The 20,827-nt window shown below is 65.9% G+C and carries 19 protein-coding genes; 11 read left to right on the top strand and 8 right to left on the bottom strand.

Going from position 1 to position 20,827, the window contains the following annotated elements; all coding sequences use genetic code 11:
- The first annotated feature begins 21 nt into the window (after positions 1 to 21).
- Together DDE20_RS03700 and DDE20_RS03695 are read left to right on the top strand one after the other, a co-directional pair.
- A complete protein-coding gene (locus DDE20_RS03700; RefSeq protein WP_116557058.1) occupies positions 22 to 411 on the top strand; it encodes a DUF2147 domain-containing protein in 390 nt (129 codons plus the stop codon).
- 191 nt (positions 412 to 602) lie between these two features.
- Positions 603 to 1,496, top strand: a complete 894-nt coding sequence (locus DDE20_RS03695; RefSeq protein WP_116557057.1) for a DMT family transporter — start codon at positions 603 to 605, stop codon at positions 1,494 to 1,496.
- 61 nt (positions 1,497 to 1,557) lie between these two features.
- On the opposite strand, the gene DDE20_RS03690 is transcribed toward DDE20_RS03695, so the two are convergent.
- Together DDE20_RS03690 and mazG are read right to left on the bottom strand one after the other, a co-directional pair.
- Entirely contained in the window at positions 1,558 to 2,274 is a 717-nt protein-coding gene (locus tag DDE20_RS03690; protein ID WP_116557254.1) for a sulfotransferase-like domain-containing protein, read from the bottom strand.
- A gap of 2 nt (positions 2,275 to 2,276) precedes the next feature.
- Positions 2,277 to 3,098, bottom strand: coding sequence for a nucleoside triphosphate pyrophosphohydrolase (gene mazG, locus DDE20_RS03685; RefSeq protein WP_116557056.1), 822 nt, complete (start codon positions 3,096 to 3,098; stop codon positions 2,277 to 2,279).
- Between the two features lie 64 nt (positions 3,099 to 3,162).
- Between mazG and DDE20_RS03680 the strand changes: the two genes are divergently transcribed.
- Positions 3,163 to 4,317 carry a M20 aminoacylase family protein gene (locus DDE20_RS03680; RefSeq protein ID WP_116557055.1) on the top strand — a complete coding sequence of 385 codons (1,155 nt, stop codon included), beginning with the start codon at positions 3,163 to 3,165 and terminating at the stop codon, positions 4,315 to 4,317.
- Positions 4,318 to 5,321: 1,004 nt separating this feature from the next.
- Here DDE20_RS03680 and gltA read toward each other — a convergent pair.
- Positions 5,322 to 6,617 (bottom strand): citrate synthase, encoded by a 1,296-nt coding sequence (gene gltA / locus DDE20_RS03675; protein ID WP_116557054.1) that lies wholly within the window; start codon positions 6,615 to 6,617, stop codon positions 5,322 to 5,324.
- Positions 6,618 to 6,676: 59 nt separating this feature from the next.
- Positions 6,677 to 8,089: a glutamate--tRNA ligase gene (gene gltX / locus DDE20_RS03670; RefSeq protein WP_116557053.1), complete on the bottom strand. Its 1,413-nt coding sequence runs from the start codon at positions 8,087 to 8,089 to the stop codon at positions 6,677 to 6,679.
- Between the two features lie 180 nt (positions 8,090 to 8,269).
- Here gltX and DDE20_RS03665 point away from each other — a divergent pair, with 180 nt between their 5' ends.
- The 6 genes from DDE20_RS03665 (at position 8,270) to DDE20_RS03640 (ending at position 15,561) form a co-directional block, all read left to right on the top strand.
- Positions 8,270 to 10,330: a ComEC/Rec2 family competence protein gene (locus DDE20_RS03665; protein WP_338066504.1), complete on the top strand. Its 2,061-nt coding sequence runs from the start codon at positions 8,270 to 8,272 to the stop codon at positions 10,328 to 10,330.
- A 127-nt stretch (positions 10,331 to 10,457) separates the two neighbouring features.
- Positions 10,458 to 11,558, top strand: coding sequence for a Hint domain-containing protein (locus DDE20_RS03660; protein ID WP_116557051.1), 1,101 nt, complete (start codon positions 10,458 to 10,460; stop codon positions 11,556 to 11,558).
- Positions 11,559 to 11,718: 160 nt separating this feature from the next.
- A complete protein-coding gene (gene rpsD, locus DDE20_RS03655) occupies positions 11,719 to 12,339 on the top strand; it encodes a 30S ribosomal protein S4 (protein WP_116557050.1) in 621 nt (206 codons plus the stop codon).
- 265 nt (positions 12,340 to 12,604) lie between these two features.
- The gene (hisC, locus tag DDE20_RS03650) at positions 12,605 to 13,690 is read left to right on the top strand and encodes a histidinol-phosphate transaminase (protein WP_116557049.1); all 1,086 of its coding nucleotides are present in this window, start codon (positions 12,605 to 12,607) and stop codon (positions 13,688 to 13,690) included.
- The gene (locus tag DDE20_RS03645; protein WP_116557048.1) at positions 13,690 to 14,607 is read left to right on the top strand and encodes a prephenate/arogenate dehydrogenase family protein; all 918 of its coding nucleotides are present in this window, start codon (positions 13,690 to 13,692) and stop codon (positions 14,605 to 14,607) included. The genes hisC and DDE20_RS03645 overlap by 1 nt, the downstream gene beginning before the upstream one ends.
- Positions 14,608 to 14,610: 3 nt before the next feature.
- Complete coding sequence (locus DDE20_RS03640; RefSeq protein WP_116557047.1) at positions 14,611 to 15,561, top strand: extensin-like domain-containing protein; 951 nt, start codon at positions 14,611 to 14,613, stop codon at positions 15,559 to 15,561.
- A gap of 6 nt (positions 15,562 to 15,567) precedes the next feature.
- Here DDE20_RS03640 and DDE20_RS03635 read toward each other — a convergent pair whose 3' ends face one another.
- Positions 15,568 to 16,599: an alcohol dehydrogenase catalytic domain-containing protein gene (locus DDE20_RS03635; RefSeq protein ID WP_116557046.1), complete on the bottom strand. Its 1,032-nt coding sequence runs from the start codon at positions 16,597 to 16,599 to the stop codon at positions 15,568 to 15,570.
- Positions 16,600 to 16,798: 199 nt separating this feature from the next.
- Here DDE20_RS03635 and DDE20_RS03630 point away from each other — a divergent pair, with 199 nt between their 5' ends.
- Positions 16,799 to 17,515: an alpha/beta fold hydrolase gene (locus DDE20_RS03630; protein ID WP_116557045.1), complete on the top strand. Its 717-nt coding sequence runs from the start codon at positions 16,799 to 16,801 to the stop codon at positions 17,513 to 17,515.
- Positions 17,516 to 17,645: 130 nt separating this feature from the next.
- Here DDE20_RS03630 and DDE20_RS03625 read toward each other — a convergent pair whose 3' ends face one another.
- Entirely contained in the window at positions 17,646 to 18,317 is a 672-nt protein-coding gene (locus DDE20_RS03625; protein WP_116557044.1) for a nitroreductase, read from the bottom strand.
- Positions 18,318 to 18,379: 62 nt separating this feature from the next.
- Here DDE20_RS03625 and DDE20_RS03620 point away from each other — a divergent pair, with 62 nt between their 5' ends.
- Positions 18,380 to 19,267 carry a hypothetical protein gene (locus DDE20_RS03620; protein ID WP_133240317.1) on the top strand — a complete coding sequence of 296 codons (888 nt, stop codon included), beginning with the start codon at positions 18,380 to 18,382 and terminating at the stop codon, positions 19,265 to 19,267.
- A gap of 82 nt (positions 19,268 to 19,349) precedes the next feature.
- On the opposite strand, the gene DDE20_RS03615 is transcribed toward DDE20_RS03620, so the two are convergent.
- A complete protein-coding gene (locus DDE20_RS03615) occupies positions 19,350 to 20,096 on the bottom strand; it encodes a glycosyltransferase family 25 protein (protein ID WP_116557042.1) in 747 nt (248 codons plus the stop codon).
- 99 nt (positions 20,097 to 20,195) lie between these two features.
- Positions 20,196 to 20,651 (bottom strand): YtoQ family protein, encoded by a 456-nt coding sequence (locus tag DDE20_RS03610; RefSeq protein ID WP_116557041.1) that lies wholly within the window; start codon positions 20,649 to 20,651, stop codon positions 20,196 to 20,198.
- Between the last annotated feature and the right edge of the window lie 176 nt (positions 20,652 to 20,827).

The following is a 20,827-nucleotide window of genomic DNA, read 5'->3' as shown; positions in this document are numbered from 1 at the left end:
GCGGCGAGGGAGGATCAACCGATGAAAAACCTATATGTTGCGATCTCTGTTCTGGCGCTGAGTGCGAGCGCCGCTTGGGCCGACCCTGCCGAGGGCCGCTGGAGCACCCAGCCCGATGACAATGGCAATACCGGCGTGGTGACCATCTCCATGTGCGGCAACACGCTCTGCGGTGTTTTGGGCCAGCCTCGGGATGCTTCGGGCAATCCGATGGAATCCGAGAATACCGGACGGCGGATCGTCTGGGATATGGAGCCGCGCGGCAGTGGCCAGTATCGCGGCGGGCGGATCTGGGCGCCGGACCGCGATCAGGAATACCGCGCGACGATGGATCTGGCGGGCGACCGGCTGACCGTCTCGGGCTGTTTTCTGGTGATCTGCCGCGAGCAGGTCTGGACCCGTATCGACTGAGGCGTTCACCGGCAGAATTGCGCAGGAAACGGGTCGCTTGTGGCGGCGGATCACGGCAGGGTCGAACCCTGACGAAGCCGGTCGCGATCGGGCTCTCTGCGGGTTGGGGTAAGGCGGCATGTGACAGGCACATGCGCGCCCCGACGGCAGGGTTTTCGCATCGCGGCGGGCTCTAACAAAGGGTTTTGGACATGTCGATTGGGGATTGGCTGCGGTTGGCGCTGCTGTCGCTGCTTTGGGGCGGCTCGTTTTTCTTTGTGCAGGTGGCGGTGCCCTATTTGCCCGCCTTCACCATTGTGCTCATCCGCGTCGGCTTGGGCGCTTTGGTGCTGGCCGTCTTGCTGCCGCTGCTGCGCATCCCGTTTCCACGCGGGGGGCAGGCTTGGGCGGCTTTGGCGGTGATGGGGTTTTTGAACAACGCGGTGCCGTTTACCCTGTTTGTCGTCGCGCAGGGGCAGATTTCCAGCGGTCTGGCCTCGATCCTCAACGCCACCACGCCCCTGTGGAGCGTGGTCGTCGCGCATCTGGCGCTATCGGACGAGCGGATGACGCCGGCCAAGGCGCTGGGCGTGGTGATCGGTTTCGCCGGTGTCGCGGTGATGATGGGCGCGGCGCTGGGCGAGGGCACGATCTGGGCGCAGGCGGCCTGTATCGGCGCCGCCTTCAGCTATGCGGTCTCCAGCGTCTGGGGCCGGCGGTTCCGCGCGATGGGCATGGCGCCCCTCTCGACCAGTTTCGGACAGGTGGCGATGTCGAGCCTGATGATGCTGCCCTTGGTCTTGGTGGTCGACCGGCCATGGGCGCTGCCGATGCCGGGGCTTGAGGTGATACTGGCGCTCATTGGCTTGGCGGTGCTCTCGACGGCGCTGGCCTATTGGCTCTATTTCGGGCTGATTTCCAGCGCCGGGGCGGTGAATGCCTCGCTGGTGACCTTTCTGATCCCGGTCTCGGCGATTGCGCTGGGCGTGCTGGTGCTGGGCGAGGTTCTGCTGCCGCGGCATGTGGCGGGGATGGCGCTGATCGGCCTCGGGTTGGCGGCGATCGACGGGCGGCTCTGGCGACGCTTGCGGCGCGGCGCGGCTTAGGGCCTGCGTTCGGGTGCCGGTGGCAGGCCGCGGAGTTTGGATATTTAGAGCATAAAGAGGGCTAGCCGGTCAGCTTATGGGCGGCGAGGCGCGTATAGGCGGGGAGGGCGGCGTCGGCGAGGCTCTGGTAGGCCTTTGGCAGTTCGGGCAGCGGGCCTTCGGCGGCGTCGAAACCGGTCGAGCCATGCACCGCGTGATACCAGACCGGCGCCCAGATACCGTCTTCGGGCTTGGGGCCTTCGGGCCAGTGCAGCATCGCGTCGCTATAGGGGATGTCGAGCGCTTGGCAGAGCGCGCGCAGCATCGGCGCCGGATTGGCGCGGATATCGGTGCTGTCGATCACCGGCGGCGCGGTGCCGGTGCTCTGGCAGATCCGGTCGAAGAGCTCTGCCTGCTGGGTGAAGCCGATGTCTTCCAGCACCGGCGCCTCGCGTTTGCGCGCATAGGAGGCGATGACCCGCGCCGGATGGCGGATCAGGAAGGCGTGGCGGCAAGACCCCATCCAGTCGCGCGGCATCTGCGGGATCATATGCTGGGTCATATGCTTTTGATACCACAGCGGTTCTGGCTGATCCTGCGTCAGCGTCTGCGCCACCACCGCGGGGTCCTGGGGCTGGCTGGCGAGAATGGCGTCGCGCATCGGGTGGTTGAGACCGGTGGCCGCAAGATAGGCGGCGTAGAAGGGTTCATCGCTGACCTTGCAATCGCCGCGCGCGCGAAAGGCATACATCAGCGCGGTCGAGAGGTTGCGCGGGCCGGACCACATGGCGATGCGGATGGTCACGCGGGCTGATCCTTCTTGGTGGTTCGCTCGGCGGCTTTGGCGGCATCCCAGAGCGCATCCATTTCCGCCAGATCCGAGTCGGCGGGGCGGCGGCCCTGAGCGGCGAGCGCGGCCTCGATAAAGCGAAACCGGCGGGTGAATTTATCGTTGGCGGCGCGCAGGGCGGCCTCGGGGTCGATCTGAAGATGGCGGGCGAGATTGGCCATGACGAACAGAAGATCGCCGTATTCCTCAAAGCGGTCTTCGGGCGCGGCCTCGGTCAGTTCCTGCGCTTCTTCGGCAACTTTATCAATGACTTGTGCCACATCGGGCCAGTCAAACCCGACCCGTGCGGCGCGGTTTTGCAGTTTGATCGCGCGGGTCAATGCGGCATGGCCCAGCGGCACATCATCAAGGACGCCGGTCTGCGCCTTGGCGGCGCGCTCGCGGGCTTTGACCTCTTCCCAAGCGTCGGTCTGCGCCTCGGCGCTGTCGATCACCGTGTCGCCGAATACGTGCGGGTGACGCGCGACCATCTTGTCGGCAATCCCGCGCAGCACGTCATCAAGGGTGAAATGCCCCGCCTCCTCGGCCATCTGCGCGTGATAGACCGACTGGAACAGCAGATCGCCCAATTCGCCCCTCAGCCCGTCCCAGTCACGGCGCGCGATGGCATCGGCGACCTCATAGGATTCCTCGATGGTATAGGGGGCGATACTGTCGAAATCCTGCTCGATATCCCACGGGCAGCCGCCCTCCGGCGCGCGCAGCCGCGCCATGATCATCGCGAGGCGGGGCAGCCCGCCCTCGGGGTCATAGATCAGGGGATCGTCGGCCATTGCAAGTGCTCGCTTAATTGCTCAATCTAGGCCGTTGTTTCAAACCAGACTGCCGGAGTCCACCATGCCTGTGATCAATCGTATCGCCGATTTTGCCGATGACCTGAAGACATGGCGGCGGCATTTGCACCGACATCCCGAAATCCGTTTCGAGTGCCACGAGACGGCGGCTTTCGTGGTCGAGCGGCTGCGCAGTTTCGGGATCACCGAGATCCACGAAGGGATTGCCGAAAGCGGCGTGGTGGCGATCATCGAGGGGCAGGGCGAGGGGCCGGTGATCGGTCTGCGCGCGGATATGGATGCGCTGCCGATGGATGAGGAAACCGGCCTGCCCTATGCCTCGACGGTGGCGGGGAAAATGCACGCCTGCGGTCATGATGGACACACCACGATGCTGCTGGGCGCGGCGCGCTATCTGGCGGAAACGCGCAATTTCGCCGGCAAAGTGGCGCTGATTTTCCAGCCCGCCGAGGAATGGGGTGGCGGTGCCGGGGTGATGGTCGAAGAGGGGATCATGGACCGCTTCGGGATCACGCAGGTCTACGGCATCCACAATGCGCCGGATGTGCCGGTGGGCGAGTTTCACGGGCGCTCGGGGCCGCTGATGGCCTCGGCGGATGTGCTCTGGGTGACGGTGAACGGGCGCGGCGGCCATGGTGCGCATCCCGAGAATTGCGCCGATCCGGTGGCGGCGATTGTGCAGATGGTCTCGGCCCTGCAAACCATCGTCAGCCGCAACCGCAAGGGCACCGATGCGCTGGTGATCAGCGTGACGCAAATCCACACCGGCTCGGCGGATAATGTGATCCCCGATCAGGGCTGGTTCTGCGCCACCGTGCGCACCTTTGACGAGGAGGTGCGCGGCATGGCCGAGCAGCGCAGCGCCGAGATCGTCCACGGGATCGCCGCCGCCATGGGGGTGAGCGCCGAGGTCAAATACGAGCGCGGCTATCCGGCGACGGTTAACCACGCCGAGAACACCGATTTCGCCTTTGACGTGGCGCGCGAGATCGGCGCCGGCACCGGCGAGAGCGCGCCAGTGATGGGGGCGGAGGATTTCTCCTATATGCTGGAGGCGCGGCCCGGCGCGTATCTGTTTTTGGGGCAGGGCGAGAGCGCGGGGCTGCATCATCCGAAGTATGATTTCAACGACGAGATCGCGCCGATCGGGGCGAGTTTCTTTGCCCGGCTGGTGGAGCGGGCGCAGCCGCGGGGGTAAAGGTTTGGGGGCTTTGCCCCCAGCCTGCGGCTTCCCCCAGGATATTTGGGGCATAAAGTGGGGGCGGGGTAGGACTGGCAGGTCTAGCGATTATTGGCCCCGCAGGCGTTTACTGCGTTGAGCAAAGCGCGAAGGGACGCGCCCGATCCTGGGTGGGCGCAGGTGCCGGTTGAGCGATGCGCTGCGCCTCGAAGCATCTATGTCGGGCGAGCGGTGAAGGACATCGCCGATGCGCCCTCCCGGGTGACATGGAGCAGGTAAGGTTCAGCGGCGCGGGCGGTCCTGCCGTGGCTATCCCTCAGATCATCACGCGCTGACACCGTTGAACGAAGCGCGAAGGGACGCGCCCGAGCCTGGGTGGGCGCAGGTGCCGGTTGAGCGATGTGCGGCGCCCCGAAGCATCTATGTCGCGCGAGCGGTGAAGGACACCGCCAATGCGCCCTCCCGGGGGGAGGGTCGGGCGCGGCCCGTGGTGCCCGCGGGCCAGGCGGGTGACATGGAGCAGGTAAGGTTCAGCGGCTCGGGCGGTCCTGCCGTGGCTATCCCTCAGATCATCACGCGCTGACACCGTTGAACGCGGCACGAAGGGACGCGCCCGGCCCTATGTGGGTGCAGGTGCCCGGTGAGCGATGCGCAGCGCATGAAAGCTTCAATGTCGGTTGGGCTGCGTGAGGCATCGCCAATGTGCCCTGCGTGGAATCAAGGCGAAGCCGCCACGCATCGCCAGACCGCCCACAGGGCTGGCGATCTGGTTGGCCGAGGCGCTACGCTACTATGTTTGCCGGACTTTGCAGCTATAAATCGCGCTGTTCTATCGTTGCGACGCCATCCCGCGGTCTGGTGATGCGCGGCTTGCGCCCATGGGTTGGGGCGAGCGAGGCCCGTGGTGCTCACGGGCCAGAAGAGGGGAGCGGGGCGCGCAAATTGGAGTGGGTGTGACAGTCCCTCGGAAACAAGAAAACGCCGCCCGGGTGGGGCGGCGTTTTGTGTTTGGGTGTCGCGGTTTAGCGGTCTTCGACTTCGGCGTAGTCGCGGCGCGGGGCGCCGGTGTAGAGCTGGCGCGGACGACCGATTTTCAGCTCTGGATCCGAGATCATCTCTTTCCACTGCGAAATCCAGCCCACCGTGCGGCTGAGCGCGAAGATCGGGGTGAACATCGAGGTCGGGAAGCCCATCGCCTCGAGAATGATCCCCGAGTAGAAATCGACGTTCGGGTAGAGTTTCTTCTCGACGAAATACGGGTCTTCCAGCGCGATCCGCTCAAGCTCCTTGGCGACTTTCAGGGTCTCGTTGTCCTCGATCCCCAACAGGCCAAGCACCTCGTCGGCGCTTTCCTTCATCACCCGCGCGCGCGGGTCGAAGTTCTTATAGACGCGGTGGCCAAAGCCCATCAGACGGAACGGATCGTCCTTGTTCTTGGCGCGCTCGATGAACTCGGGGATGCGGTCAACGGTGCCGATTTCGCGCAGCATCTCGAGGCAGGCCTGATTGGCGCCGCCATGGGCCGGACCCCAGAGACAGGCGATACCAGCAGCGATACAGGCGAAGGGGTTGGCGCCCGAGGAGCCGGCCAGACGCACGGTCGAGGTCGAGGCGTTCTGCTCGTGATCGGCGTGGAGCATCATGATCCGGTCCATTGCCTTGGCAAGGATCGGGTCGACGACATAATCCTCGGCGGGCACGGCAAAGCACATATGCAGGAAGTTGCCGGCGTAATCGAGGGTGTTCTTGGGATACACGAAGGGCTGGCCGATCGAGTATTTATAGGCCATCGCCGCAATCGTCGGCAGTTTCGCGACCATGCGAATCGCCGCGACCTCGCGCTGGTAGGTGTCATTGGTGTCGGTGGAATCGTGATAGAAAGCCGACATCGCGCCGACCACACCAACCATCGTCGCCATCGGATGCGCATCGCGGCGGAAACCACGGAAGAAATACTGCATCTGCTCGTGAACCATCGTGTGACGGGTCACCAGGGCTTCGAACTCGAGCATCTGTTTGGCATCCGGCAGCTCACCGTAAAGCAGCAGATAGCAGACTTCGAGATGATGCGATTTATCGGCCAATTGCTCGATCGGATAGCCGCGATAGAGCAGCTCGCCCTTGTCACCATCAATATAGGTGATGGTCGAAGAGCAGGACGCGGTCGAGGTGAACCCGGGATCATAGGTGAACACATCGCCCTGACCGTAGAGCTTGCGGATATCCAAGACATCCGGGCCCGCCGTGGGGGTAAAAATCGGCAATTCCAGCGACGTCTCGCCTACTGTCAGTGTCGCACTCTTTTTGGATTCGGCCATCGATTCCCTCGCTTATTCTGTGTGGTCTGCGGTTTTTGGGTCCGTCTGACGGGCCCCGCTTATTCTGTGCCCTCCGAGGCGGCGTCGCTCAGCCGCGCCAGGGTTTCGTCTCGTCCCAGAACGACCATCATGTCGAACACGCTAGGGGACACCATCCGTCCAGCCAGCGCGGCGCGCAAAGGTTGGGCCAGTTTGCCAAGGCCCAAGCCGCGTTGCGTGGCGCATGTGCTCACAATGGTTTCCAGTGTTTCGCGCTCCCAGCTAGCAGTTCGCAACTGCGGCGTCAATTCATCCAGTATACCACGGGATACATCATCCAGCGCTTTTGCTGCCTTGGCATCCGGTGCAATCGGCCGCTCGGTCAGAATAAAGTGAGCGCGTTCAATGATTTGGCCGAAATTCCGGGCCTTGTCCTTGAGCGCGGGCATGGCTTTGAGAATTCCATCTGACTGCGCGTCAGTTAGCGGGGCGGCCTCGGTCGCGGCCAGATATCCCGCCAGCTCATGCAGCGCTGCAGCATCCTCCATCGCGGAGAAATGCTGCGCTGCCAAATGCTCGAGTTTCTTCAGGTCCAGCCGCGCCGGAGCCTTGCCGATACCGCCAAGATCAAACCACTCCAGCGCCTGCGCATCGGTGAAAAACTCGTCATCGCCATGGCTCCAGCCGAGCCGCGTCAGATAGTTGCGGATCGCCACCGCGGGAAAGCCCATGCGCTGGTAATCCTCGACCCCCAGCGCGCCGTGGCGTTTCGAGAGTTTCTTACCGTCCGCGCCATGGATCAGCGGGATATGGGCAAATACCGGCACCGGCCAGCCCATCGCGTGGTAAATCTGGATCTGCCGCGCGGCGTTGTTCAGATGGTCATCGCCGCGGATGACATGGGTGACGCCCATATCATGGTCATCAACCACCACTGCCAGCATATAGGTGGGTGTCCCATCCGAGCGCAGGCACACCATATCATCAAGCTGTGCGTTCTTGATCACCACGCGGCCCTGCACCTGATCCTCGATTACCGTCTCGCCATCGCGCGGCGCTTTCAGGCGCACCACATAGGGCGCATCGGGGTGGCTGGCCGGATCGGCATCGCGCCAGGGCGATTGATAGAGCGTGCTACGGCCATCGGCGCGGGCTTCCTCGCGGAAGGCTTCGATCTCGTCTTGGGTGGCAAAGCATTTATAGGCGTGGCCGCTGTCCAGCATCTGAAGGGCAACCTCGGCGTGACGCTCGGCGCCTTCGAACTGGCTGACCGCCTCGCCGTCCCAATCGAGCCCGAGCCATGTCAGGCCGGTGAGAATCGCCGCGGTGGCCTCGGGCGTTGAGCGGGCGCGGTCGGTGTCCTCGATGCGCAGCAGGAATTTGCCGCCACGGCCACGGGCATAGAGCCAGTTGAACAGCGCGGTGCGTGCCCCGCCGATATGCAGGAACCCGGAGGGCGAAGGGGCGAAGCGGGTCACGACTGGGGCGTTCATCGGGTGTTAACCTTTCGGAAACTATGCGGAGGATAGGGTAGGGAATGCTCTAGGCAATGATGCGGGTGATCTCAAGTGTCGAGCGGTGCATCCCCTGAAACCTCGCCATATGCGTCAGCCGCTCTGGGTGCCGAGAATCGGGGGCTGCGCGGTGCCGTGGCGCGGGGTCTGCGGGCGCTATTGTTACCAGTTATGGTGGCGCGCGGGCATTTATTTCCCTTTGTGCCGGTGTTTTTGGGCGCCGGTGTCGGTGTCTATTTTGCTGGTAGCGAGGAGCCCACGGGCGGCCTGCTGCTGGGCGTTGCCCTCGCGGCATCTGCGCTGCTGGGCGCCGCCTTGCGCGGGCCGGAACTGGCGCGGCCGGTGTTTTTGGCGCTCTCGCTGATGGCGCTGGGCTTTGCCGCGGCGGGGCTGCGCACGCGGATGGTCGAGGCGCCGGTGCTGGGCTGGCAGCGCTACGGGCCGATTGAGGGGCGGATCGTGGCGGTAGACCGCTCGGCCTCGGGCGCGGTGCGCTTGACGCTGGACCGCGTGGTGCTGGCCGGGCTGGAGCCGGAGCGCACGCCCGTGCGAGTGCGGATTTCGCTGCATGGCGGGCCGCTGGATGTGGCGCCGATTGCGGGCACGCGGGTGATGATGACCGGCCATCTGGCGCCGCCCTCGGGGCCGACCGAGCCGGGGGGCTTTGATTTTCGCCGCCACGCCTGGTTCGCGCGGCTGGGTGCGGTCGGCTATACGCGCGCGCCGGTGGTGGCATGGAGCGCGCCGGAAACGGGCTTCACACCGGGGATCGCGGCGGGGATCGGGCTGGCCCTGACCCGTTTGCGCCACCGGATGAGCGCGGGGATCCGCGCCCGCCTGCCCGGCGAGACCGGCGGCTTTGTCGCGGCGATCCTGACCGGCGACCGCTCGGGCGTGGGGCTGGCGATGACCGAGGCGCTGCGGCGGTCCAATCTGGCGCATTTGCTGGCGATTTCGGGGCTGCATATGGGGCTGTTGACCGGCGTGGTCTACGGCGGCGCCCGCGCGGCGCTGGCGCTGATCCCGGCGCTGGCGCTCTATTGGCCGATCCGCAAGATCGCGGCGCTTTGCGCGCTCATGGCGGCGCTGGGCTATCTGGCGCTCTCGGGCGGGAATATCGCCACCCAGCGGGCCTTTGTGATGGCGGCGGCGATGCTGGTGGCGGTGCTGATCGACCGGCGCGCGATCTCGATGCGCTCGGTGGCGCTGGCGGCGCTGATTGTGCTGGTCTGGCGGCCCGAATCGCTGTTGTCGGCGGGGTTCCAGATGTCATTCGCGGCCACCGTGGCGCTGGTCGCGGTGTTCCGGGCGCTGCGCGAGCGGCGGCAGGCGGCGGGCGGCAAGGGGCGGCCCACGCGGGCGATGCGGCTCTTGCGGGTGGTGGCGACGGCGGCGCTGTGTTCCTTGGTCGCGGGGCTGGCGACGGCGCCGATTGCCGCCGCGCAATTCCACCGGTTCACCGATTACGGGCTGTTGGCGAACCTGTTGAGCGTGCCCTTGATGGGGCTATTGGTGATGCCGGCGGCGGTGGCTTCGGCGCTCTTATGGCCCGTAGGCTTGGAGGGCGTCGGGCTGTGGCTGATGGAATTGGGCACGCGCTGGATCCTGTTTGTCGCGCAGACCGTCGGCGGCAGCGCGGGCGCGGTGCGTCTGGTCGCGGCGCCGCCGGTCTTTGTGGTGCCACTGCTGGCGTTGGGCGGGCTGTGGCTGGCGCTCTGGCCGGGGCGGGCGCGCTGGGCGGGCGTGGTGCTGGCCGGTGTCGCGGCGCTGGGCTGGGCTTCGGTAGAGCGTCCGGCGCTGTTGATCGACCGCGGCGGCGCTTTGGTCGGGCTGATGACGCCCGAGGGCCGCGCTTTGAGCCGTGCGCGCGGCGCGGGCTTTGTGGCGCGGCATTGGCTGGAGGCAGACGGCGATGCAGCGACGCAGGAGGTTTCGGCGGCGCGGGGCGGGTTTACGCCGGTCGCGGGCGGCGTTCGGTTTCGCTTTGCCGGGGCGGACTGGCTGCATTTGCGCGGCGTTGCAGGCGAGGCGGCGCTGCCCGCGTGGTGCCGCGAGGGGATGACGATTGTCACCGACATCCGGCTGGAGGCGCCTCCGAGCGGCGCGTGTCGTTTGCTTGATCCGCGGGCCTTCCGGCGCAGCGGGGCGATTGCACTCTATGAGGACGGGCGCGAGGTAACGGCGCGGCAGGTCTCGGGCGCGCGGCCTTGGGTGTATTGACCACTGACGCGCGGTGATCAGGTGGCAGCGCCGCAACAGCGCGCACCGCGATTCGGGGTGCGAATCAGTTAAAACTGGTCAGACTCTGCCGGCTTTGTTAACCAAAGGAAAACAAACAGGCATAACAATGAGCAGTGTTTCCGGTTTCAACGGCGTGTATGCCGTGGACTGGGCGCAAACCGCGCCCGGCGAGGAATGGGGGCTGGACCCCGCATTCCTGAAGATTGGCATGATCTGGCAGTGGCGCGGGCGCGCGCGACGGCTGGATGCACCGGTGGAAACCCTGCTCTTGGACCGGCCGGTGGACCGGATTGATGCGCGGGCGCGGGTGCGCGCGCGGATGGAGCGGCTGGCGCTGGCCGAGATGCCGCATCGCGCTGCGGTTCTGCCCGATGACGAGATGCCGCCGGGTGACGGGTTCACCCTCACCGACGGGATACGCGAATATAGCGCGCGGATTGTGCGCAGCGGCGCGCGGCTGCTGGCGGTGTTTGATCCCTTATTGCCGCCGCCCGACTGCAAGCTGTGGATCAGCGCGCTGCAGATCGCACCGCTGGCAACGCAGCGCCGCATGGGGGTGATTTGTTTCCTGCCCGGCACGCAGATCGCCACGCCGCAGGGGCTGCGACCGGTTGAGGAGTTGCAGCCCGGCGAGCCTGTCGAGACCCGCGATAACGGCGCGCAGCCAGTTGTCTGGCGCGGCGAAACCAAGCTAACCGGGGCGGAGCTCTATCTTTATCCGCATCTGCGGCCGCTGCGGATCCACGCCGGCGCGCTGGGCAATGATCGGCCCGAGGCGGATCTGCTGGTCTCGCCGTCGCACCGGATGTTGATGCCTTTGGCGCAGCAGGCGGCGCGCGGGGATCTGCCGCACGGTGGGGCGGCGGCGGACGAGGTGCTGATTGCCGCCGAGGATCTGGAGGACGGGCGCTTGGTCCGCCGCGATTTCACCCTTGAGACGGTGCGCTATGTGCATCTGATGCTCGAGCGTCACGAGATCATCAGTGCCAACGGCCAACCTTGCGAAAGCTTTCATCCCGGTCTGGCCGATCCACGGGTGATCGCCTGGCACGCGCGCTCCCTGGCGCAGGTCGATCCGGCGCTGGCCAGCCATCCCGAGCGTTTCGGCGCGACCGCGCGTCGCTGTTTGTCGCGTGGCGAAGCGGCGATCTTGCGCGCCCAGCCGGCCAACGCGCCACCCCGCGCGCCAAGCCGCGCGCCGGTTTAACGGCAAAACCGATTGACACCATCTGCCGCGCCGCTATAAGCGCCCCGTCCGGGGGCTTTGCGCCCGGCATTTTATTGGTGTTGGTGGACCTCGCAAGAGGATACCTGTCACCCCTCGGGGGAAGGACAACGCCCTTCGCTTTAACAGAAGGAGATCAGCGATGACCAAACGCACCGCTGCCAAGTATAAAATTGACCGCCGCATGGGCGAGAACATCTGGGGCCGCGCCAAATCGCCGGTCAACCGCCGTGAATACGGTCCGGGCCAGCATGGTCAGCGCCGCAAGGGCAAGATCTCGGACTTCGGCACCCAGCTGCGTGCCAAGCAAAAGCTCAAGGGCCATTACGGCGACCTGACCGAGAAGCAGTTCAAGCGCATCTTTAGCGACGCGACCCGGATCAAGGGCGACACCGGTGAGAACCTGATCGGTCTCTTGGAGCGTCGTCTCGACGCCGTGGTCTACCGCGCGAAATTCGTGCCGACGATCTTTGCCGCACGCCAGTTCGTCAACCACGGTCATGTCACCGTCAACGGCCAGCGCGTCAACATCGCCTCGTACCGTGTTAAAGAAGGCGACGTGATTGCCGTGCGCGAGCGTTCGCGCCAGTTGGCCATCGTGCTGGAAGCCACCCAGTTGGTCGAGCGTGAAGTGCCCGATTACATCGAAGCCGATCACTCGAAAATGACCGCCACCTACCTGCGCACCCCGACGCTGGCCGATGTGCCCTTCGCCGTGCAAATGGAGCCGAACCTGGTGGTCGAATATTACGCGAAGAACTGATTTAGCCTCGGCTTTTCAGGTCTTGCAGATGCATTGGGGCCGCGCCGGGAGAACCGGCGCGGCCCTTTTGTCTGTTGTGCAGGGCGTTTGCGGGGCCGGCGGGGTGTAAGGGTCTGGCGTTGTGCCCGTGGCAGGCCGTGTATGAGTATTTAGGGCAAGATGAAGCCGGATAGGGCTTTCACAGCCGCAGATCTGGGCGCGCAATGGGCGGTCAGATGGGGCGGCAGGTAGAAACGTCCGCAAGGGCAGGGAACGGAGACTGAGGATGGGCGAGATCATCCCACCGCAGCCGGGTATCATGAATATCGCGCTGTATGTCAGTGGCGAAAGCCAGTTGGCGGGGCAGACCGAGGTGTTGAAACTCTCGGCCAATGAAAACCCTTACGGGCCGAGTGCGGCGGCGAAAGCGGCCTATGCCGCGGCCTCGGGCGAGTTGCACCGCTATCCGGCGACCGATCATGCGCCCCTGCGCGCCGCGATTGGCGAGGTCTACGGGCTGGATCCGGCGCGGATTATCTGCGGCGTGGGCTCGGATGAGGTGCTGCAATTCATCACCCAATGCTACGCCGGTCCCGGTGACGAGGTGATCACCACGCGGCACGGGTTCTCGATGTATCCGATTCTGGCCCATGCCGCAGGCGCGGTGCCCGTTGAAGTGGATGAGGCCGAGCGGGTGGTTGATGTGGATGCGATCCTTGCGGCGGTGACGCCGCGCACGCGGATCGTGTTCATCGCCAATCCGGCCAATCCCACCGGCACAATGCTGGAGGAGGGCGAGTTGCAGCGGTTGGCGCGGGAATTGCCGCCCTCGGTGCTGCTGGTCCATGACGGGGCCTATACGGAATATGCGGACGGGTTCGACGGCGGCGTGTCGCTGGTCGAAGAGTTCCCCAATGTGATCATGACGCGGACGTTTTCCAAGATTTACGGGCTCGGCGGGCTGCGCATTGGTTGGGGCTATGCGCGGCAAGAGATCATTGATGTGCTCAACCGTGTGCGCCAGCCGTTCAACCTGTCGAACGGGCAGATGGCGGCGGCGGAAGCGGCGGTGCGCGATGTGGAGTATACCCGCTGGTGCGCCAGTGAGAACGCGCGTTGGCGCGACTGGCTGCGTGCCGCTTTGGAGCAGATGGGTGTCGGCTGCGACGAGAGCCACGCGAATTTCCTGCTGGCGCGGTTTGACAGCCCCGCCGAGGCCGAGGCCTGCGACGCGGCGCTGCGGGCGGCGGGAATACTGGTGCGCAAGGTCGGCGGTTACCAATTGCCCGATTGCCTGCGGATCACCGTCGGAGATGAGGACGCCTGCCGCCGGATCGTGGCGGTGATCGCAAAATTCAAAGGGGTCCGCTGATGGCTGTGATCTATGAGCGCGTGGCGCTGATCGGGATGGGGCTGATCGCCTCGTCGATGGCGCATGCGATGCGGCGGCACGGGCTGGTGGCGCATATCGCGGGCTATGCGCGCAGCGCCGAAACGCGGGCCGCGGCGCTGGAGATCGGCTTTGCCGATAGCGTCTATCAAAGCGCCGCCGAGGCGGTCCAGGGCGCCGATCTGGTGGTGCTGGCGGTGCCGGTGGGGGCGATGGCCGAGGTCGCCGCCGAGATCGCGCCGCATCTGAAACCGGGGGCGACGGTGACTGATGTCGGCTCGGTGAAACAGGCGGTGATCGAGGCGGTGGCGCCGCATATCCCCGAGGGCGTGGAGTTCGTGCCCGGCCACCCGCTGGCGGGGACCGAGCATTCCGGCCCGTATTCGGGGTTTGCGACGCTGTTCGAGAACCGCTGGTGGCTGTTGACGCCGCTGGAAGGGAGCGCGCCGGCGCCGGTGGCGCGGCTGCGCGACTTGCTGGAGGCGCTGGGGGCGAAGGTCGATGAGCTGGACCCCGAGCATCATGATCTGGTGCTGGCGGTGGTCTCGCATACGCCGCATTTGATCGCTTACACGATGGTCGGTGTCGCCGATCACATGCACCGTGTCTCGAAATCCGAAGTGATCAAATATTCCGCCTCGGGGTTTCGCGATTTCACCCGGATCGCGGCCTCGGACCCGACGATGTGGCGTGATGTCTTCCTAACCAATAAGGCCGCGACGCTGGATATTCTGGGGCGGTTCACCGAGGAGCTGTTCGTTTTGCAGCGCGCGATCCGCATGGGCGACGGCGAGCAGCTACATGCGTATTTTACCCGCACACGCGATATCCGGCGTGGTATCATCGACGCCGGGCAGGACACCGATGCGCCCGATTTTGGCCGGATCAAACGGGACTGAGGCATGCGGAGGCTGGCAGGGGCAGGGATGATTTGCGCGCTACTGGCGATCGCCGGAGCGGCGGCGGCGCAGGTGCCCTGGCACTCGCTTTTCCCGCGTCCGCGTCCGGCGCATCTGGGCGGCGCGACGGGCACTTTGCCGCTGAACGTGCCGCTGCTGGTGCCGCAGACCGATGGCGCGGTGGCGCAGGCGCTGGGTGTCGGCACACAAAGCGCACTGCCCAGCCCGCCGCCCCTCTCGCCGCCCGCCTCGCCGCTAACGCTGGTTGATCCAAGGCTGCCCGGCGTGGCGCGCAGCCTGCACCCAAGGGCGCGGTCACGGGCCGCGGCGGCGCGTTTTGCCGCCGCTCAGGCCAGATTGGTCCAGACCCGGCCTGCACAGGTGGCACGGGTGGCGGCGCCCCTGCGCGGCGCCAGCGGCGGCGTGCGGCAGGGTATCTGCGGCAGTCGGGCGCTACAGGGGCGGCAATTGCCGCGTATCCGCGCGGCAACGCGGGGCTGCGGGGTCGAGGAACCGGTGAGTATCACAGCGGTGCACGGCATCCCGTTGTCGCAGCCTGCAACGGTGGATTGCGCCCTTGGCCGCGCTTTTGCCGATTGGGTGCAGGGGGCGATGCTACCGGCGGTCGGGCGGCGCGGGGGCGGCGTTGCGCAGATCCGTGTGATCGGGGATTATTCCTGCCGCACCCGCAACAACCGGCCCGGCGCGCGGATTTCGGAACACGGGCGCGGGATGGCGATTGATGTGGCGGGCTATAGGCTGAACAACGGCGATGTGGTGCGGGTTGACCGGCACTGGCGCCGCCGCCCGCATCGCAGCGATCTGCGCGCGATGTATAGCGCCGCCTGCGGCATCTTCCGCACCACGCTCGGCCCCGAAGCTGACCGCTATCATCAGGATCATTTCCACTTCGATCTGGCCCGCCACCGCAATGGCGGAACCTATTGTCGCTAAGGGATCCTAGGGTTTGATCAACACCTTGCCCGCGCCTTGGGCGAGCAGCGGCAGCACCTTGTCGAGCGCCTGATCCAGCGGCACTTCGGCCGCGACGCGGGTGCTCCATTTGCCGCTGGCAAAGCGTTCCTGCACCTTTGTGATCACTGAAGCGCGGCGCTCGGGCGGGGCCGAGGGGAGCCAGCGGCTGAGCCAGAAGCCCTCGATATGTTTGTCCATAAAGATGAACTGGCCCATCTGGGTGAGGCGCGGGGCCTCGTCGGACATTTTGCCGTAGCTGATCCAGCGCGCGCCCGAGGGCATGGCGAAGAACAGATCGGCGGTGGATTGATCGCCGACCGCATCCAGTAGCACTCGCGGTTTATGGGCTTTGAGCGCGGCGCTTGTTTGCGCGGCGGCGTCGGCGTCGGCGGCGGTGATCACCTCGGCGGCGCCCAGATCGCGGAGTTCATCCTCGACACCGCTGCGGCGGATCACCGCGATAGCCGCGAGCCCCTCGTCGCGGGCCAAGCCGAGGATCAAGCGGCCCAATTGCGAGCCTGCGGCATTGACGATGAAGGATGTGCTGCCCGCCTCTTTGACCCGCTCGACCAGCGCCACGGCGGTCAGCGGGTTGACGATCAGCGCGGCGGCGTCGGCGTCAGCAACCGCGTCATGCAGGGGAATGCAGAGCGCCGCATCCGAGATCGCATACTGCGCCCATGTGCCACTGCCGGTGCCCAGAAACGAGACCCGCTGGCCGATCAGCGCCTCGGCGGCTTTGCCGTTGCCCGAAATCACCCGCCCGACACCCTCGAACCCTGCCGCCTGTCCTTGCACGCGGGGCTGGCCATAGCCGCCCTGGATGAAGAACAGGTCCGACGGGTTGACCGGCGCGAGGATCACTTCGATCACCACTTGGCCCTCGGCAGGAGCGGGCAGGGTGACGTCGGTGCAGTCGAGATGTGCGGCGAGGCTCTCGGGGGTTTGCGGCGTGGGCGCGCTGGCAAAACCGCCGTCGCGCAGGCTGAGGGCTTTGGTGCTGGTCGGATGGGTCATGGCGTTTTCCTTAGGCTGCCTTGGCGATGCGGGTCAGTGGTCAGAGATCTGTCGGAAAGGTAACGCGGCGGGGCGCTGGCGCAAGCCATAGGCTCTGGCCGACGCAACGTCAGTGGCCGGATTGGGTGGTTGCGCAGGGGGATCGCGCGGGTAGGATTTGACCGGTAAGGTATGGCGACAGATAGGGCGGGATGACAGCATGGCACGGATAATTTTGATCCACGGGGCATGGGGCACGCGCAAAACCTGGGCGGCGGTTGCGCCTTTGTTAACCGCCGCCGGGCATGATGTTGAGGCGCTCGATCTGCCCGGCCATGGCGAAAGCGCGGTGCCGCCCGATCAGGTCGGCATGGCGGAGTATGTGGCGCATGTAGAGGCGGTGCTTGCGGGTGGGCCGCCGGCGGTATTGGTCGGCCATTCGATGGGCGGGATGGTGATCGCGCAGGTGGCGGCGCGTCAACCCGCGCGGGTGCGTGCCTGTGTCTATGTCGCGGCGCTCTTGCCACGCGACGGCGAGAGCCTGCTGGACCTGATCCGCCAGCAAGACGCGCGCGGCGTGCAGGACGCGGTGCGCCCCGGTCCTCTGCGCGGCACCACGGTGTTGGAGCCCGAGCTGGCGGCGCAGGCGCTGTTTCCCGACGCCAGCCCCGCGCAGGCGGCGCGCGCGATGCAGGAGGTCTGCGCGCAATCGAATAAGGCGCAGGGGGATCCGGCGATCCTTGGTGGCGGTTTCGCGCAGGTGCCGCGGGCCTATGTGTTTTGCGCGCAGGACCGCGTTGTCACCCTTGCATTGCAACAAGAGATGGTCGCGCGCACCCCCTGCGAGGCGGTGTTTACGCTGGACAGCGGGCATGTGCCGCAGCTGACGCAACCGAAGGCTCTGGCGCGGATCCTTGACGGGTTGGCGCAGGTTTGAGTTGTTAAATTGTCACCGGGTCTGGCGCCCCGGTGGTGGGTATGAGCGCCTTGCGGCGCGGTTTCAGGGGGCGTTGCCCCCTCGGCCCTGCGGGCCTCACCCCCAGAGTATTTATCGCAAGATGAAGCGGTTAGGCGGGATGGCGGGTGAGGATATCGGTGAGCGCGGCGCGGTCGGTGCGGGCGGTGTTACTCGGGTGATCGGGGTCGATATGGCCAAAGGCGATGCCGCAGATCAGTTGCGGGCCTTGTGGCAGGCCGAGGTGATCGCGCACCAGATCTGGGTAGAGTGAAAGCGCGCCCTGCGGACAGCTGCCGAGCCCCTGCGCGGTGAGCGCGAGGAGGAGCGTTTGCACGAAACCGCCGAGATCGGCGGCCTCGCGGGTGCCGAAACCCTCGGGCAGAAAGACGAAAAACGCATGCGGTGCGCCGAAAGCGTCGAGATTGCGCAGGAAGGCGTCGGTGCGGCCCTGATGGTCGTCGCGGGCGATCTCCATTGCCGTATAGAGCGCTTTGGCGGCGCCGATCTGGCGACTGCGGAACACGTCTTGATAGGCGGTATCCATCGGCACATCGGGGGCGGGTTGCCCCGTGCTGGCCTGTGCGATCATCGCTGCCCCGAGGGCGCGCAGATTGGCGCCCGACACCAGATGCAGCGACCATGGTTGGACGTTGCAATTCGACGGGGTCCAGAGCGCGGTTTGCACGGCTTGGGTGATCACCGCATCGTCAACGGGATCAGGCAGGTAACCGCGCACCGAGCGGCGGCTGTGCACCAGCGTGTCGAAATCTTTGGGCGTCATGGATGTCCTCCGGTTGGGATTGGCATAGCGCGCGCAGCCGAGGCGGGCAAGATGCGGGGCGAATGCGCTGGTTTGTATGGAAATTGCGCGTTAGCTTTAACGCTATGTTCAGGTTTCGCAGGTTTCATGAGTGTATCGCGCGGCTGGTCTTGGCCGTGGTGTTGGTGGTGTCTTCGCTGGCTGCGGCGGCGCAGGAGGTGCCGCTGGATCTGCGGATTGTGATGTCGGGGCATAGTCTGACCGATCCGGTCCATGATCCGCTGGAGGCGATGATCCGCGCGGCGGGTGGCCCGCGCGGGTCGGTGGAATTATCGACGATCCCCGGCAGCCCGATGGAGTGGCGCTGGAATAATGCGCCGCGACTGGACCTGCGGGCGCGGATGGCGGAGTTCGATCTGCTGGTGCTGACCGAGCGTGTGGCGCTGTCGAATACCGTCCGCTATCACGACAGTATGGGGTTCGCGCGGCGGTTTGCCGAACTGGCTTGGGCGGCGGGGGCGGATGTTGTGCTCTATGCGTCCTGGGTGTCGCTGGAGAGCGGGCCGGAGTTTGAGGGGCGTGGCTCGGATGTGGAGCGGGGTCTGCCGTGGCGCGAGCGGCTGGACCGAGAGTTGCGTGTCTGGGAGGAGATCCGCGCTTCGGTCAATGAATCGCGGCCCGCGGGCGTGGCGGAGATGCGGTTGATCCCGGCGATCTCGGTGATGGCGGCGCTCTACGATGAGATCGAGGCCGGACGCGCGCCGGTGGCGGATATCAGCGCCCTGTTTCGCGATGCGATCCATCCCTCGGAATTGGGCGCTTGGCTGGTGGCGCTGGCCCATTACGCGGTGATTTTCAGGAGCGATCCCAGCGGGTTGACGCGGCCCGAGGGGGTGAGCGCGGCGCAGGCGGCGTGGTATGAGGCGCTGGTCTGGCGGGTGGTGTCAGGGCATGCGGGGAGCGGGATTTAGAGCCTGTCGGGGCCCATCCGTTGCAGGTTTGTCTGTTGGGCTGGCGCAGTGATTGCGCAGCGCATGCGGGCGCGCCAGAAAATCAGCGCCGCTTGCCTTGGCGGTATGTGCGCAGCGCCGCGCTGAGGTGGCGCAGGAGCGGCAGGCGGTCGAACCAGCGGGGCGCGGCGATATCGCTGCGTGAGGCGCGTTGACCGGCGATCTCGGGGCTGATGGCGAGCGCAGTCAACTCGGGATGGCAGCGGCGCACCCAATTGAGCGCGCCATCGACATGCATCGGCCCGCCCTCGGGGCTGCCCACGGGGCGGGTGAGCATGGCGCGCAAATCCGGCACCGCGGTCTGCGCGAAATCACGGGTCACGGCGTAGAAATGCAATTGGATCAACCCGAGATCGGCGGGCAGGGGGATCAGACCCTCGGCGTCAGGCGCCGGGGTTTGATCGGGCTTATGGCCGGGGTGGCCGTAAAGCATGTGCCAGTCGCGGGTGGCCAGCGCCGTGGCAAGGGCGGGCAGGCGCGCGGCGAAATCGGGCGCGAACCCCATGTCGTCCTCAAGGATCAGGGCGCGGTCCCAGCCCTCGGCAAGCACATGTTCCAACACGCCGAGATGGCTGTGGAACGCCCCATGCGCGCCGATCGAGGGGAAGCCGCCGTCATCCTTGGGCCGGATCGCCGGAAACAGGGTGACGGCGGGATGGGTGAGCGAGAGGCCGAAGCGGCGCAGCTCGCGGTCAATCTCGCGGCGCCGGTCGGCGCGTCCCGGCAGGTTGATGATGATGATATGCCCGAAGCTCTCGATCAAACTGTCGGCAAGGCGAGGTTCGGGCATGATGCGATCCGCTGCGAGGTCAGGTTTCCTTGTGCCGTTCAAGGCGGCGGTATTCAATTGTGCATTCGCGGTGCGGCTAAGCGCGCCGGCCGCGCGCGGTTACGCGGGCAGGGTGCCGCGCTGCACATAGGTGAGGAGTTGCACCACCTGCTGCGGGGTTTCGGCAACGGCGAGGGCGGCGGCGTCAACCTCTTTGAGCGCGTGCTGGTGTTCGGCGCTGTGCAGCACGATCAGCGATTTGCCCAGCGCGGCGGCCATGCCCGCGTCAAAGGCGGCGTTCCATTGTTTGTATTTCTCGCCAAAGCGGACGACGACGATATCGGCATCCTGAATTGCCTTGCGGGTGCGGATCGCGTTGAGTTTCGCGCCCTTGTGGTCATGCCAGAATTTATCGGATTCGGCGCCGAGGATGGCGACGCCGCAATCATCGGAGGCATCGTGATCGGTGACCGGTGCGGAAAAAGTGACATCGAGACCGGCGGCGGCGCATCCGCTTTCGATCTCGTCGCGCCAATTGGTGTGGATTTCGCCGGACAGATAGATGGACAGGGTCATTTGGGCCTCCGCAGGGAATGGGGTCGCAGTGGATGGATCGTTGCCTTGTGTATGCCGCGCGGCAGGGGGGAAAGGCAAGCAAAGCGCCGGTGTCGCAGTCGGTATCACAGCCGGTGTCGCGGGGTCGTGAGCGCGGCGGGGCGGGATGCGGCTTGCCTTGCAGGGGTAAAACCGGG

Source organism: Pararhodobacter oceanensis (assembly GCF_003076755.1).
Taxonomy (GTDB): domain Bacteria; phylum Pseudomonadota; class Alphaproteobacteria; order Rhodobacterales; family Rhodobacteraceae; genus Pararhodobacter; species Pararhodobacter oceanensis.
This window is presented reverse-complemented; position numbering and strand designations above follow the sequence as displayed.

What these genes read in the sequence shown, in the direction of transcription:
- DDE20_RS03700 (WP_116557058.1), top strand. Translation starts at nt 22, where the DNA reads ATGAAAAACCTATATGTTGCGATCTCTGTTCTGGCGCTGAGTGCGAGC.
- DDE20_RS03695 (WP_116557057.1), top strand. Translation starts at nt 603, where the DNA reads ATGTCGATTGGGGATTGGCTGCGGTTGGCGCTGCTGTCGCTGCTTTGG.
- mazG (WP_116557056.1), bottom strand. Translation starts at nt 3,098, where the DNA reads ATGGCCGACGATCCCCTGATCTATGACCCCGAGGGCGGGCTGCCCCGC.
- DDE20_RS03680 (WP_116557055.1), top strand. Translation starts at nt 3,163, where the DNA reads ATGCCTGTGATCAATCGTATCGCCGATTTTGCCGATGACCTGAAGACA.
- gltA (WP_116557054.1), bottom strand. Translation starts at nt 6,617, where the DNA reads ATGGCCGAATCCAAAAAGAGTGCGACACTGACAGTAGGCGAGACGTCG.
- gltX (WP_116557053.1), bottom strand. Translation starts at nt 8,089, where the DNA reads ATGAACGCCCCAGTCGTGACCCGCTTCGCCCCTTCGCCCTCCGGGTTC.
- DDE20_RS03660 (WP_116557051.1), top strand. Translation starts at nt 10,458, where the DNA reads ATGAGCAGTGTTTCCGGTTTCAACGGCGTGTATGCCGTGGACTGGGCG.
- rpsD (WP_116557050.1), top strand. Translation starts at nt 11,719, where the DNA reads ATGACCAAACGCACCGCTGCCAAGTATAAAATTGACCGCCGCATGGGC.
- hisC (WP_116557049.1), top strand. Translation starts at nt 12,605, where the DNA reads ATGGGCGAGATCATCCCACCGCAGCCGGGTATCATGAATATCGCGCTG.
- DDE20_RS03645 (WP_116557048.1), top strand. Translation starts at nt 13,690, where the DNA reads ATGGCTGTGATCTATGAGCGCGTGGCGCTGATCGGGATGGGGCTGATC.
- DDE20_RS03640 (WP_116557047.1), top strand. Translation starts at nt 14,611, where the DNA reads ATGCGGAGGCTGGCAGGGGCAGGGATGATTTGCGCGCTACTGGCGATC.
- DDE20_RS03635 (WP_116557046.1), bottom strand. Translation starts at nt 16,599, where the DNA reads ATGACCCATCCGACCAGCACCAAAGCCCTCAGCCTGCGCGACGGCGGT.
- DDE20_RS03630 (WP_116557045.1), top strand. Translation starts at nt 16,799, where the DNA reads ATGGCACGGATAATTTTGATCCACGGGGCATGGGGCACGCGCAAAACC.
- DDE20_RS03625 (WP_116557044.1), bottom strand. Translation starts at nt 18,317, where the DNA reads ATGACGCCCAAAGATTTCGACACGCTGGTGCACAGCCGCCGCTCGGTG.
- DDE20_RS03620 (WP_133240317.1), top strand. Translation starts at nt 18,380, where the DNA reads ATGCGCTGGTTTGTATGGAAATTGCGCGTTAGCTTTAACGCTATGTTC.
- DDE20_RS03615 (WP_116557042.1), bottom strand. Translation starts at nt 20,096, where the DNA reads ATGCCCGAACCTCGCCTTGCCGACAGTTTGATCGAGAGCTTCGGGCAT.
- DDE20_RS03610 (WP_116557041.1), bottom strand. Translation starts at nt 20,651, where the DNA reads ATGACCCTGTCCATCTATCTGTCCGGCGAAATCCACACCAATTGGCGC.